At 67.6% G+C, this 14,491-nt stretch carries 10 protein-coding genes; 8 read left to right on the forward strand and 2 right to left on the reverse strand.

The genetic code is table 11. The features are described from left to right. Positions 1-371: 371 nt before the first annotated feature. A complete protein-coding gene (locus C2R22_RS16340) occupies positions 372-1,514 on the forward strand; it encodes a CBS domain-containing protein (protein ID WP_103426704.1) in 1,143 nt (380 codons plus the stop codon). A gap of 92 nt (positions 1,515-1,606) precedes the next feature. Then, positions 1,607-3,484, forward strand: coding sequence for a DUF4013 domain-containing protein (locus C2R22_RS16345; protein ID WP_103426705.1), 1,878 nt, complete (start codon positions 1,607-1,609; stop codon positions 3,482-3,484). A 13-nt stretch (positions 3,485-3,497) separates the two neighbouring features. On the opposite strand, the gene radB is transcribed toward C2R22_RS16345, so the two are convergent. Next, a complete protein-coding gene (radB, locus tag C2R22_RS16350) occupies positions 3,498-4,178 on the reverse strand; it encodes a DNA repair and recombination protein RadB (RefSeq protein WP_103426706.1) in 681 nt (226 codons plus the stop codon). A gap of 763 nt (positions 4,179-4,941) precedes the next feature. Between radB and C2R22_RS16355 the strand changes: the two genes are divergently transcribed. Next, a complete protein-coding gene (locus C2R22_RS16355; protein WP_103426707.1) occupies positions 4,942-5,439 on the forward strand; it encodes a universal stress protein in 498 nt (165 codons plus the stop codon). Between the two features lie 118 nt (positions 5,440-5,557). Continuing rightward, positions 5,558-6,304: a hypothetical protein gene (locus tag C2R22_RS16360; protein ID WP_103426708.1), complete on the forward strand. Its 747-nt coding sequence runs from the start codon at positions 5,558-5,560 to the stop codon at positions 6,302-6,304. On the opposite strand, the gene larC is transcribed toward C2R22_RS16360, so the two are convergent. Next, positions 6,301-7,623: a nickel pincer cofactor biosynthesis protein LarC gene (larC, locus tag C2R22_RS16365; protein WP_103426709.1), complete on the reverse strand. Its 1,323-nt coding sequence runs from the start codon at positions 7,621-7,623 to the stop codon at positions 6,301-6,303. The genes C2R22_RS16360 and larC overlap by 4 nt on opposite strands. Before the next feature lie 250 nt (positions 7,624-7,873). Between larC and C2R22_RS16370 the strand changes: the two genes are divergently transcribed. From C2R22_RS16370 to pstA, 4 genes are all read left to right on the forward strand, one after another. After that, positions 7,874-10,099 carry a CDC48 family AAA ATPase gene (locus C2R22_RS16370; protein ID WP_103426710.1) on the forward strand — a complete coding sequence of 742 codons (2,226 nt, stop codon included), beginning with the start codon at positions 7,874-7,876 and terminating at the stop codon, positions 10,097-10,099. Between the two features lie 303 nt (positions 10,100-10,402). Further along, a complete protein-coding gene (locus C2R22_RS16375; protein ID WP_103426711.1) occupies positions 10,403-11,644 on the forward strand; it encodes a PstS family phosphate ABC transporter substrate-binding protein in 1,242 nt (413 codons plus the stop codon). Between the two features lie 90 nt (positions 11,645-11,734). After that, positions 11,735-12,868: a phosphate ABC transporter permease subunit PstC gene (gene pstC / locus C2R22_RS16380; protein ID WP_103426712.1), complete on the forward strand. Its 1,134-nt coding sequence runs from the start codon at positions 11,735-11,737 to the stop codon at positions 12,866-12,868. Next, entirely contained in the window at positions 12,868-14,490 is a 1,623-nt protein-coding gene (pstA, locus tag C2R22_RS16385; protein WP_103426713.1) for a phosphate ABC transporter permease PstA, read from the forward strand. Before pstC ends, pstA begins: the two co-directional genes overlap by 1 nt. Position 14,491: the final 1 nt, after the last annotated feature.

A 14,491-nucleotide genomic window follows, 5' to 3' on the forward strand; every position in this document is an offset into this window, starting at 1 on the left:
GGCCGAACGGTCCGGAGGGGGACGTCGCACGAGGTGACGAGGACTGGCGGAAGCGACAGACACGACGTGACCGATCGTCTCCAACGAGTCGACGGGTATGACGTTCACGACGACCGTAGATACTGTTTAAGCGTCCGGACAGCGTATCCCGGCGCAGAAATGTCCGCCTGGAAATGCGACAGGTCGTGCCCGCACTGTCACTTTTACTGCACGCTGGAGCCGAACCACATGAGCTTCGAGCACCGCTGTACCGACGGTCACACCTGGATGTGAGTGCGGCACCGGCGCCCTGAAGGGGGTCGGCTCGCTTCAGACGAACGGGAACGGAACGAAGGTTCAAGAGCGCCCGCGGTGTAGGGTTCGATTGGACTATGGATATCTCTGACATCGCCCTTCCTGATTTCATCGAGGTGGACGCGAACAAGCGCCTGGGGAAGATCCGGTCTATCTTCGACCGGGAGAACCCGAAGGGCCTCATCGTGACCAACGACGGGAGCTACGTCGGAGTCATCGGCGAAAAACAGCTCGTCAAGTCGCACGTCGAGGACAACACCAAGGCGGCGGCGCTAGTGCGGTCGGCGCCGAGGATCGACCGACACGAGGACGTCCGAGAGGTGGCGCGGATGCTCGTCGAGGGCGACGTGAAGCTGGCCCCGGTGTACGAGGGCGAGAAACTCGTCGGCGTCATCACCGAGGACGCCATCCTCGAAGCGGTCATCGAGAACCTCGACGCGCTGATCGTCGAGCAGATATTCACCGAGAGCGTGGTCGAAATCGGCGAGAAGGACCGTGTCGGACGGGCCATCAACCTCCTCCGCGAGCACGGCATCTCGCGCATGCCGGTCACGGACGAGAGCGGGCGACTCACGGGCGTCATCACGACCCACGACATCGTCGACTTCGCCGTCCGCAACGACCACAAGCAGGGGAAAGGTGACCGCCGCGGCGACATCGACCGGATGCTCGACCTGCCGGTGTACGACCTGATGACGAGCCCCGTCATGACCACCACGCCGAAGACGTCGGTCCGTGACGCGGTCGAGCAGATGCTCGAGAACGACATCGCCGGGCTCATCGTCACGCCGGCCGACGACGACAGCGTCGTCGCCGGCGTCCTGACGAAGACCGACGTGCTCCGTGCGCTCACCTTCACCGAGGAGGAGCGGATGGACGTGCAGGTCACGAACGTCTCGCTGCTCGACACCATCTCCCGCGAGGAGATCACGAACTCGATCACCGAGGTGGTCGACAAGTACCAGCAGATGCAGGTCCACCACGCGCACGTCCGGTTCCACGAGCACAAGGAGAAGCTCCGCGGGACGCCGCTCATCCAGTGTCAGATCCGGCTCCGAACCAGCCACGGACAGGTGGCCGGTTCGGGTGAGGGCTACGGCGCCGAACACGGCTTCCACGTCGCGCTCGACAAACTCGAGCGGAACGTGCTGGAGATGAAGGGCGTCAACGCCGACGAGCGCTACCGCGGTCAGTTGCTCAGAAAACTGGGCGACCTGTAGGTCCCGGCTCGGCGACCCTGCTCGCCCGGCCGCGCGAACGGGGGGTCGGTCCCGCCGAAACGGCTACTTTGTCAGCTAGCGTACCGGTTCGGATGAGTCGCGAATCCGTCTCCGGAGCGATCACCGGCGCAGTACGGTATCTCTTCGACGACCGCGACGAGGCCGTCACGACCGTCGTCATCGGCGGACTGCTCACGTTCTTCTCGTTTCTCGTCGTTCCGCAGGTGGTCGTGCTCGGCTACGTCGTCCGGGTGTTGCGGGCGGTCGAGGACGACGAGCGGGCACCGACGTTCGACCGGGTGGGCGCGCTCCTCCGGGACGGGGTGTACGCGTACGTCATCTGGCTCGCGTGGATGCTCGTCCCGCTGGCCGTCGACGTCGGACTCAACGGCGGGAGCCTCGCGCCCGGGCAGGCGACCGGGTGGCTCCTCGGCTGGCTGTTCGCACCCGGCGTCGTCGCGCTCGCCGCGGAACTGGGGAGCCAGCAACCCGGCTTCTTCGAGTGGTACCGGTCGTGGGAGCCGTACGTCGTGTTCGCGCTCGTTCTGTACGTTCTGCCCGCGGCACTGGCCAACTTCGCCGCCAGGGGGACACTCCGAGCGGGCTTCTTCGACGACGGGCTGAAGCGGCAGGTCGACTGGCTGCTCGCACGCCTCCGGTCGCAGTCGCCCTCGGCGGCCGACCTGCTCCAGCGCGTCGCCGACCTCGTGCTGGGTGACGAGTCGTTCTCGCCCGTCCGACACCTCCGCACGCGGACGTACGCCGTCGGATGGCTCGGCTTCGCCGGGTTCTACCTGGCGGCCGAGGCGCTCCTCAGGCTGTTCCTCGTCCTGCCGAGCGTCGAGGGGGTCGAGTGGGTCGGGCTGCTGTACCTCCTCGTCGCCCTCCCCGCGTACTTCGTGCTCAGAATCGCCGGCTGGGTGCTCGTCGGCAGCGCGTGGGCGGCGATTCGGGCGACCGCTGGCGCGGAACCGCTCGCGGACGAGGGGAGCGAAGGAGAGTCGTCGGTCGTTGAGGCGGCGAACGAGGAGCGCGAACAGGGTCCGGCGGCCGCCGAGACGACGACCGAGAGACCCGTCTCCGTCGTCGGCCTGCCGCTGAAGACCGTCCTCGCGGGAGGGCTGCTCGTCGCGTTCGGCTTCCTCGTCCTCCCGTCGGTCCTCGTGGCGGGCTACCTGCTCCGCGTCCTCCGCGTCGACGAGGACTCGCCCGTGCCGTCGTTCGGCGGCGTTCGGGCGCTCCTCGCCGACGGCCTCCGGGCGTACGGGGTGTGGTTCGTCTACGCGGTCGTTCCCCTCTCGCTGCTGTCGGTGCCGCTCCTCGGTCGGCTGGACGCCGCAAGCCCGCTCGAGACGCTCGCCGTCTGGGCGTTCGTGTCGGGTGCCGGTCTCCCAGGGGGGTTCCCGGCGGTTTACCTCGAACTGGTCGTCGCGTTCGCGGCGGTGTTCGCCCTGCTCGCGCTCGCGGCCGGTGCGCCGGCGGTCGCGGCGGTGCTCGTCGAGGTCCCGCTCGGACTCGGAGTCGCGCTCGTGCTCGCGAGCCTCTACGTCGTCCCCGCGGCGTTGGTCGCGGTCGCCCGCGAGGGGAGGCTCCGGGCGGGCTTTGCGCCCCGTCGACTCCTCACGACGCTGCGGCGGCCGGCGTACGCGACCCGCTGGATCGGAGCCACGGGGCTGTCGCTCGTCGGCTGGGCGCTCGTGCTCGGGGCGACCCTCCTCCCGGGCCATCCGCGTCTCGCCGGGCGCTCGCTCGTCGAACCAGTCGCCGGACTCGACGGAGTCAGTCTCTTCGCGCTACCGACGTCGGTCGACGCTCTCGGCTTCTGGGCGGCGTTCCTCTGTGCGGGCGCCGTTCACTTCGTGGTGCTCGTCGTCGCCTGCCGGTTGGTCGGGCGAGGCGCGGTCGAGCGCGACCCCGAGCCGATTTTACGAGTCGGCGAGGAGGGCGAAATCGACGGTCCCGTTTCGTAGTTCTGTCCTCCCGTCAGAACTCCTCGACCGCTTCGAGTCCCGCGTCCGTGATCTGGAACGTCGCCGTCTCGCCCGCCGGCTTCGACCCGTGCTTTTCGAGGGTGGCCCGCCGTTTCCCTCCCCGGAACCGGTCGAGGCGGAGGACGACGCCCGTCCAGTGTTCGAGCGTGTTCCCCCCCAGCGGGCGCACCCGGTCGGCGTCGGGGTCGGTGAACACCTGGTTCGTCACCAGGACGGCGAGGTCGTGCCGACGGGCCAAAGAGAGCAGGTGGGTGACCTGTCGGGCGACCCGACGGAGCGCCTCGCCCTCGTCGCCGTCGTATCGCTCCAGTCGGTAGAAACCCGTCGCCGAGTCCAGCACCACGAGGTCCGCGCGCTCGGCGAACTCCGCGACGTCGCGGACCGCCTGTTCCTGTTCTTCGAAGTCGTGGGCGTTCGAGACGATCACGCGGGAGGCGACGTCGTCGACGTCGCCGACCGCCGCGGCGACCTGCTCGAACCGCGCGGGCGACAGCCCCTCGGTGTCGACGTAGACGGCGAAGCCGTCGACCGCCGCGCGGACGGCGGCACAGAGCGCGACGTTGGTCTTGCCGGCGGCTGGCGGGCCGTACACCTGGGTGACGGTCCCGCGTTCGAGCCCGCCACCGAGGAGGTCATCGAGCGGCTGACAGCCGGTCGGAAGGGGGTCGCTCACACCGTGAGGTAGCGTCGCACCCCGATTTAATCCCTCGCATCCGGCGTGTGTCGCGGTCGGGGCGAGCGAGGGGGAGAAATAGAGAGGGTTTGAGTGTGCGAGTGATCAAGAGTTTGAGAGTCTGAGAGTGCGAGTGATCGAGAGAGACAGTAACCGCGCAGTACACGGACGCGGTGACCCGCAGCCTCACACCTCCCCACCCGATCGCTCGCGCACAGAGGCGCGAGCGCCCCCTCGCGCGTTCACTCGCTCACTTCGTTCGCTCGTTCGTCGCGCGCCGACTACTAACGTAGTACGGTGGCGCGTGCCGTCACGCGGTCTCGCCGCGTGACTCACGCGCGAGGTCTTCACGGACGCAGTGAGTGAAGGCTTGAATCGACGGAGTCGCATCAGCGGATGACCCAGTGACCGAACAGAGTGAGGTCACGAAGGAATCGGCTGGGGAGGGTGTGGCTGCGGTTTCACCGCGCCCGTGTGTCGTGTGGTCACTCCGCTCTTCGTGACACCGCCACCAACGACGCTCTTCCGGACACCGTCACTGACGACTCGTCACCAGATACTGCTCAGTTCGCTCACCGTACTGCACGCCTATCGCAGATGAAACGAGGGGACGACCGAGACGAGCCGAAATCACCCCTCCGATGCCCACTCAGACGACCGTCACACCGCGGCGAAACCGACATGAACGACCGTTACTAATTTTTACTCAGGTTTGAGTAAATTCTCCGGAAGGTTTATTGCACACGCCCTCGAATAGTGAGATATGAGCCAACAGCCAGTACCGAAGACGACGAAGAAACAGTCCGGTCTGAACAGCGTCCTCGTGGCCCTCGGCCCGGAGGACGAAGAGCGCGTGACGCGACTCGCCGAGGAGGCCATCGACATCGCCGGCCCCGCCGGGGCGACAGTCGTCATCACGCACGTGTTCACCCGCGACGAGTTCGAGTCGCGCGCCGACGCGCTCGGCTTCGACCGCGAGATGTCCGAGGTCGACGCCGACGACGTCGCCGTCCGGTACTCGCCGGTGCGTGCCCTCGCCGCGAAACTCGACGAGGCGGGCGTCGACTACGAGGTCCGCGGCGCGGTCGGCCACTACGGCGAGGAAGTCGTCAAGGTCGCCGACGAACTCGACAGCGACCTCGTGCTGGTCGGCGGACGCAAGCGCTCGCCCACGGGGAAGGCCGTCTTCGGGAGCGTCGCCCAGGAGGTCATGCTCTCGGCGCCGTGCCCGGTGACGTTCGTCCGCGGAGACACGAAGTAACCGACGCCGGCCGGTTCCGACCGACGACGACGTTCGGCCTCGTTTTTCAGCCGACCCGATTCGTGAGCGGCGCGACCCGCTCGGTACGTTTTACCCCGCGTGTGACGAACCGCGAGCCGTGATCGTCGTCGCCACCGCCGATTTCGAACTCTACCACGAGGCCGTCGCCGAACTCCGCGACCGGGGGACCGTCTTCACCACGGTCGAACCCGGGTCGGAACTCCCCGACCGGACGCGCGTGGTGATCGTCTCCCACGACGACGTCGACGCCGTCGACGTGCCCGAGGGGGTCGAACGCGTCGTGGCGAGCGACGCTGACGACGCCCGACGCGCCGTGGAGGAGGCGCTCGGCGTGCTCCGGGGCGGCGGCGGACGAACGGTCGTCGGCGTCGACCCCGGGACGCGCCCGGGCATCGCCGTCCTCGCCGGCGGGATGGTCGTCGCCGCCTTTCACGTCCCGCTCGCGGACGCCGTAAGCGTCATCCGCCGGGAGGTCGACGGCGAGGCCGACCCGCTCGTTCGGGTGGGGGACGGCGCGCGCCTCCAGGGGAGCCGCATCGTCAACGACCTCGACGACGTGCCCGTCGAACTCGTCGACGAGACCGGGACGACGCCCTACCTGGGAACCGGCGCGCGGGGGATGGGCGACGTGCTCGCCGCGGTGAACATCGCCCGACTCGACGGCGAACGCGTCGACTCACGCGAGGTCGAACCCACGCCCGGCGAACTCCAGCGCATCAAGGACGAGTCGCGACAACGCTCGGGCGGCGACCGGACCATCGACGAGGAACTCGCCCGCCGGGTCGCCAGCGGGGAGTTGAACGTCGACGAGGCGCTCGACGAACACCGCGACGAGACCGGCTAGTCGTCACCCGCTTCGAGCCGTTCTCTCGCCACGGACTCGGCCCGCCGAACGACCTCCCGGACGGGGAGGTCGGTGTCGCGGGCGACGGCGGCCGCGTCGTCGTACTCGGCGCTGACGTCGTACACCTCGCCGTCGACGGTCGACGCGACCTTGACCCTGACTTCGTACCGCTCGCCCGAGACGTCGAGCGTCACCGTCTGGAAGTCGCGTTCGGCGATCCAGCGGTGGCTGGCACCGTGTTCGCGGACGCCGAGGGTGCCGGTTTCGACGGCGAGTCGGCGCGCGACCCGCTCGGCGTCTTCGGGCTTCACCACGACCTTCACGAGGTGGCCGGGGCGGGACTTCTTCATCGTCACCGGGAGGACGGAGACGTCTCTCGCGCCCGCGGCCGCAAGCGACTCCTGCAACCCGCCGAGGACCTCCGGGGTGGCGTCGTCGAGGTTCGTTTCGAGGACGGTAATCTCGTCACGTTTCAGCCCGCCGGCACCGTCGCCGACGACGGCCCGGAGGACGTTCGGATGGTCGTCGAACGACTTCGTGCCCGCGCCGTAGCCCGACGCCGCGACGTCAAGCGGGGGGAGCGCGTCGACGCCCTCGGCGAACTCGGCGAGGAGCGCCGCCCCGGTCGGCGTGAGGAGTTCGTCCTCGACGGGGCCGCCCCGCAGCGACCAGTCGGCGTCGGCCGCGAGTTCGACGACCGCGGGGGCAGGAATCGGATAGGTCCCGTGGCTCATCTCGACGGAACCGCCGCCGCTCGCGACGGGCGTCGTCACGACGCGGTCGACGTCGAGGTCGTCGAGGAGCAGACAGCAGCCGACGATGTCGGCGATGGCGTCGTCGGCGCCGACCTCGTGGAAGTGTATCTCTTCGACCGACGTCCCGTGGACGGTCGCCTCGGCCTCGGCGAGGCGGCGCACCACCGCCCGCGCGCGCTTGGTGACGGCGTCGTCGAGGCCCATGCCGGCGACCACGTCGAGGACCTCGGCGTAGCTTCGATGCGGACCGGTACCCTCCACGAGGGAGGGTCCGTAGTCGTGACCGTGTGCGTGGTCATCGTCGTGGTCGTGTGCGTGGTTATCGCCGTGACCGTGCGTGTGTGTGTGGTCGTCGGCCGTGTCGGTACCGGCGGAGTCGCCCACGACGACGTCGACGGTCGTCGCCGCGATACCGTTTCGCGTCGTCGTCGAGACCCGGAACTCGACGTCGAGGGCGTCCTCGACGGGCGAGAGGACGGCCGGGTCGGCACCGGCGGCGACCAGGGCGGCGAGCAGCATGTCGCCGCTGGCACCGGTCCGACCGTCGAAGGCGAGCGTTCGCATGAGTGAGTGCAGACGGGCGACCCTCAAATACTGTCGGTCGTAGCACGTACAAACGACAGCGGCGGCGACAGCGCGGGTGCACAGCGCGTGCCCGTGTCGGTAGGGATTAATACCGTCCACGCATACCGTGATATACGGTGACACACACGCGAACGGCCGCGGAAACGGCTGGTACCCCCCCTAACAAAGCACTTATGAAGCGGCGTCGCCGAAAAACCGACATCTACGGAGGAATCCTCGCGGAACAATCATGAACGAAGTGCAACTCGAAGTGGCGAAGGCGTACCCGAACGACTCGGGACGCGGAATCGCCCGTCTCGACCCGGACACGTTGCTCCATCTCAAGCTCTCCCCTGGTGACATCATCGAGATCGAAGGTGGTGAGACGACGGCAGCGAAGGTGTGGCGCGCGGACCGGCAGGACTGGAACACCGACACGGTCAGGATCGACGGCTTCACGCGGCAGAACGCCGACGTCGGCATCGGCGAGCGCGTGACCATCCGGAAGGCGGACGCGAAGAAGGCGAACAAACTCGTCCTCGCCCCGCCCGAGGAGGCGTCGGTGCAGTTCGGCTCCGACGCCGCGGGTATGGTGAAGCGACAGATACTGAAACGGCCCGTCGTCGAGCGCGACATCGTCCCGGTGATGAGTTCGACGAACCACCCGTTCATGCGCTCGCCCGGGCAGGCCATCCCGCTCATCGCCGTCGAGACCGACCCCGACGGCGTCTGTCTCGTCACCGAGGACACCGACGTCGAACTCCGAGAGGAACCCATCTCGGGCTTCGAGAAGACCGGCGGCGGCATCACGTACGAGGACATCGGCGGACTTCAGGGCGAGATCCAACGCGTGCGGGAGATGGTCGAACTCCCGATGAAGCACCCCCAGATCTTCAAGAAACTGGGCATCGAGCCGCCGCAGGGCGTGCTCTTGCACGGACCGCCCGGGACGGGTAAGACGCTCTTGGCCAAGGCGGTGGCGAACGAGACCTCGGCGAGTTTCTTCTCCATCGCCGGCCCCGAGATCATCTCGAAGTACTACGGGGAAAGCGAACAGCAGTTGCGGGAGATATTCGAGGACGCCAACGAGGAGGCGCCCTCCATCATCTTCATCGACGAACTCGACTCCATCGCGCCCAAACGCGAGGACGTCACGGGCGAGGTCGAGCGCCGCGTCGTCGCCCAGTTGTTGACCATGATGGACGGCCTCGAAACGAGAGGCCAGGTCATCGTCATCGCCGCGACGAACCGGGTGGACTCGGTCGACCCCGCGCTCAGACGGCCGGGTCGGTTCGACCGCGAGATCGAGATCGGCGTCCCCGACGAGGAGGGTCGCAAGGAGATTCTCCAGATCCACACCCGGGGGATGCCGCTCAGCGACGACGTGAGCCTCGACACGCTCGCCGACGAGACCCACGGTTTCGTCGGCGCCGACATCGAGTCGCTCACCAAGGAGGCGGCGATGAAAGCCCTTCGGCGGTACCTCCCCGAAATCGACCTCGACGAGGAGGACATCCCGCCTTCGCTCATCGACCGGATGATCGTCAAGCGCGCGGACTTCAACGGCGCGCTCGGCGAGGTCGAGCCGTCGGCGATGCGGGAGGTGCTCGTCGAACTCCCGAAGATATCGTGGGACGACGTCGGCGGCCTCGAAGGCGCGAAACAGCAGGTGAACGAGAGCATCGAGTGGCCGCTGAAGAACCGCGACCGCTTCGAGCGCATGGGTATCGAGCCCCCGAAAGGCGTCCTCCTCTACGGGCCACCGGGAACAGGAAAGACGCTCATCGCGAAGGCGGTGGCGAACGAGACGAACGCCAACTTCATCTCCGTCAGAGGGCCGCAGTTGCTCTCGAAGTGGGTCGGCGAGTCCGAGAAGGCCATCAGACAGACGTTCCGGAAGGCCCGGCAGGTCTCCCCGACCGTCATCTTCTTCGACGAACTCGACTCGCTCGCGCCCTCTCGCGGCCAGGAGATGGGCAACAACGTCTCCGAACGGGTGGTGAACCAGCTCCTCACCGAGTTGGACGGGCTGGAGGAGATGGGCGACGTGATGGTCATCGGCGCGACCAATCGCCCGGACATGATCGACCCGGCGCTCATCCGGTCGGGGCGGTTCGACCGACTCGTCCTCGTGGGCGAGCCGAGCGAGGAGGGCCGCGAGGAGATCCTCAGGATCCACACGCAGTCGAGCCCGCTCGCGCCCGACGTCAGCCTCCGCGAAATCTCGGAGATCACGGAGGGGTACGTCGGCTCCGACCTGGAGTCCATCGCGCGCGAGGCGGCCATCGAGGCGCTTCGAGAGGACACCGACGCCGACGAGATCGAGATGCGCCACTTCCGGAAGGCGCTCGAAGCCGTGCGTCCGACCATCACCGACGACCTGATGGACTACTACGAGCGGATGGAAGACCAGTTCAAGGGCGGCGGCCGCGAGTCGTTCACCGAACGCCGCGACGGACGCATCGGCTTCCAGTAACGTCACCTCGCGCGAACACCGCGGCATCTCCTCCGTCTCCGTTCGACCTGTCTGGACTCTTTTTTCGACTGTCTGCACTCGGCTTCGGTACACCTACACGAGGCGGAGAGGCGACGGCGCCGGGACTAGTGTGTGAACAGTACCCACATAGAGAGTATCCTGCCATACATAACGAACGTATCGGTGTTTTCCCAACGGAGCGGTATTTCGTTCTCTGTTCGAACTTAGTACTCCCGACGCGAACCGAGCACTTGAGACGGGTATTATAAACCGCTTTAATCAAATCTCGGTTTGGCTCAGGTGATGACGGACGAGCGCAATCGTCTGAGCGACCTGGTATCGCGGCGGAAGTTCATTGCGGCGACGGGCGCTGTCGGGGCCGCCGGCCTCGCCGGCTGCAGCGGGCAGTCGGGCGACAGCGGCAGTGGTGGCAACAGCGGCGGCGAGGGTGGCGGAAGCACGTCGACGGCGACGGACGCCCCCGAGAGCGGGAGCGGCGAGTCGATGGAGGGCGAGACCGAGTCGAGTTCGAGCTCGGGCTCGTCGTCCTCGCTGCTCACCGCCGAGGGGTCCTCGACGGTCTACCCCATCTCGAACAAGGGGAGCTCGTACTGGAACTCCAACGCGCCGCCCTCTGACGGCGAGTACTGGGGCTCGAACTCGGAGAGCACCGTCCCCGGCTGGTCGGAGATCGAGACGGACATGCTCATCGCCGACTATTTCGCGAGCCAGTTCGGCTTCGAGCCGACCGAGCAGCGCTCGAGCCCGCCGTTCCCGACGACGGTCGGCCTGAGCCACTCGGGGACCGGCTGTGAGGCCGTCGTCGACGGTCTCGTCGACATCGGCAACTCCTCGGGTCCCATCACGGCCGAACTCGACTGGAGCGAGGAGCGGCGTGACGAGACGGTCGTCGACAACGTCGTCGGCCGCGACGGCCAGCCGGTCGTCGTCAGCGCCGACGTCTCCGAAGCGGGCGTCACGCAGCTCACCGGCGAGCAGGTCCGGCAGATCTTCCAGGGCGAGGTCTCGAACTGGAGCGAACTCGAGGGCGTCGACTACGACCAGGAGATCTTCGTCATCGGCCGCGCCGAGGGCTCCGGGACGGACACCTCCTTCAGGCTGAACATGCTCGGCGACGCCGACGCGCCGATGGAGGTCGACACCCGGCAGGGCCAGAACCAGCAGGTCGCCCAGCTGGTCCAGCAGAACGAGGGCGCCATCGCGTACATGGCGCTGGCGTTCACGGGCGAATCGGTCATCCCCATCGGCATCGACTTCGAGGGCACGCTGTACGAGCCGGACCCGGACGCGGAGAACACCATCTTCGACAGCGACTACCCGCTGAACCGCGACCTCCACATGTACACGCTCATCGAGGAGTCGAACCCCAACGGGGGCGGCCGCGACCGGCGCGAGGCGGCGTTCATCAACATGTTCCTGACGGAGTTCGGACAGACCGTCTTCGTCGAGCAGAACAACTACATCCCGCTGCCGACGAGCGACCTCGAGGAGTTCAAGAGCCAGCTCGAGCCGCTGATGGCCTGAGACGACGGGAGCGTTCGACCGGACCGTCCAGCCGATTCGCTTCGATTTTTTATCACAACACATACACAAACCACAGTCACGATACACAAAATGTCAACAGCTACGGATGGAGAACGGACCGGGTTACAGGCGAGAGTCCGGCGTCGGGCCGAGCGGTTACGCGACTTCGTCGACGACACCTCACCGGGAGCGCTCGTCACCATCGCGGTGATCGCGGCGTCGCTACTGGCGGCGTTCGTCGGCTTCCTGCTCGTCTCGTCGCTGACGGTCGTCCCGTTCATCGTGTTCCTCGCCGCGTCGGGGTACGGCTGGCTCCGTCACCAAGAGGAGACCGCGCTGATACTGACACTGACGACCACGGTATCGACCCTCCTCATCCTGGGGCTCATCATCGTGTTCATCTTCCTGGAGTCCGTCCCCGTGGTGCAGTACGAGTCCGCCACGGTGTTCGGTGTGACCGTCCCGGGGCTCCGGATGTTCATCGAGACGCGATGGGACGCCGTCTCCTCGCCGGTGCGGTACTCGATGGTCCCGATGATCCACGGGACGGTGATGGTGACGATCATCGCGACGGCGGTCGCCGCGCCGCTCGGGGTCGCGGCGGCGCTGTTCCTCTCGGAGATCGCTCCCGCGGTGGTGCGGGAGTTCGTGAAGCCGGGCGTCGAGATCCTCGCCGGCATCCCCTCTATCGTCTACGGGTTCATCGGCTTCACCGTCCTCAGCCCGTGGGCCTCCGACCAGTTCGACCTCACCGGCCAGGGAACGTACCTCTTCGTGGGTGTGGTCGTCGGCCTGATGGCGCTGCCCACCGTCGTCTCGGTCGCCGAGGACGCGCTCTCGTCGGTGCCCGAGTCGATGAAGAGCGGGTCGCTCGCGGTCGGTACGACCGACTGGCAGACGATGACCTCCATCACGCTTCCCGCCGCGTTCTCGGGCGTGTCGGCGGCGGTGCTGCTGGGAGTGGGCCGGGCCATCGGCGAGACGATGGCCGCGACGGTGATGCTCCGGGGAGTGCCTCGGCTCACGGAGCCGCTGGTGAACGTCTTCTACGGCCAGGAGACGCTCACGTCGCTCATCGCCCGCAACTACGGCGAGGCGGACGGGCTCCAGCTCGACGCGCTGTTCATCGCCGGCGTCATCCTCTTCGTCACCGTGCTGTTCATCTCGATCGGAGCGCAGTACATCGAGTGGCGGATGCGGCGCAAGCTGGGAGGTGAGGCCTGATGGCGGGCGCGACACGCAGCAAGCTGGTCGAGGCCGAGACGACCGGCACCGACGCCGTCGCCGCCGGAGCGGTCGGCCTCTCGGCAATCCTGTTCGTGCTCTCGCTCGCCGCGCTGTTCGAGACAGTGACGATCAGCGAACCGGTCGCCGGTATCCCGGTGGTGACGCTCATCGGCGGACTCTTGGTCCTGCTCGGCGGCGCGGTCATCACGTTCGGGGTCGGCTCACGGCTGGGCTACGTCGAAACCCAGCCGAGCTCCGGTGCCGGGCTGATCGCCGCCGCCGTCGCCGGGGTCGCGTGGTTCACGGTCGCCGGCGGGGCGGCGTCGCAGACACTCGGTCTGGGTACCGTCGGCGGCGTCGCAGGCGGGGTCGTGGTCGGTGGCGTCGCGTTCGCCGCCGCTGCGCTCACCCGCGAGGACATCGGCTCGACGGTTCCCATCGGGTCGCTGTCGCTCCTGACGGGGCTGGTGTTCATCGCGGACGTCATCGGGCCGACCTGGATCTGGGACCTCGGCTGGGAGCAGAGCGCCTCGCTCACCGCCGAGTTCGTCATCCCCGTCGCGACCCTGTTCAGCACCCTGTTCGCCGGCTGGGCGGCCGCGAAGGCGTACGGCGGCTTCGGGGCGCGCGGCCGACGCATGGGCGCGTACACGCTCATCTACCTGAACGCCCTCTCCATCGTCGCCTTCCTGTTCATCCTGGTGGCGTTCGTCGTCGTGCAGGGAGTCCCCGGCCTGATGACCGGCGTCCAGTTCGGCGCGGGTGTCGGTCCCGAGACGACGCTCTTCGGGTTCACGTTCACCTGGCCGATCTACGTCCCGTTCGTGATGAACGGCGTCGCCCTGCTGAACGACTTCCAGGGCGTCCTGCCCGCCATCGTCGGGACGATCTGGCTCGTCATCGGTGCGGTGTTGTTCGCGGTGCCGCTCGGCGTCGGTGCGGCGGTGTTCCTCACCGAGTACGCCGAGCGCGGGCGGTTCACCCAGGCGGTCGAGGTGGCGACCAACGGTCTCTGGAGCACGCCGAGCATCGTCTTCGGCCTGTTCGGCTTCGCGTTCCTCGTGCCCCGGTTCGGGAACCAGAAGTCGCTGCTGGCGGGGATGCTCACCCTCGGGTTCATGCTCCTTCCCCTGGTCGTCATCACGAGCCGCGAGGCGATGATCGCGGTGCCCGACGAGTACCGCGACGCGAGCGTGGCGCTCGGGGTGACGAAGTGGGACACCATCCGGAGCGTCGTCCTGCCGGCGGCGCTTCCGGGCGTCGTCACGGGCGTCATCCTCGGCGTCGGACGCATCGCCGGCGAGACGGCCCCCATCCTGCTGACGATGGCCGGCGGGACGTTCGTCCCCGGCGCGCAGACGGTCGACGTCATCGGTGGCTTCGAGTTCACCGCCACGCCGCCGTTCGTCGCGAACCCCGAACTGCTACAGGCCACCTCCGCGCTCCCTTATCAGCTGTTCGCGCTGATCACGGCGGGCGTGGGGCTGGGCGACAACGTCACCGACCCACAGGGGTTCCGGTGGGCGACGGCGCTCGTCCTTCTGATCGTCGTCCTGTCGTTCTACGCCATCGGCATCGCGACGCGATACTACTTCAGGAGTAAACTCCGCTACGAGTGAT

Origin of the sequence: Salinigranum rubrum (assembly GCF_002906575.1) — an archaeon.
Lineage (GTDB): Archaea > Halobacteriota > Halobacteria > Halobacteriales > Haloferacaceae > Salinigranum > Salinigranum rubrum.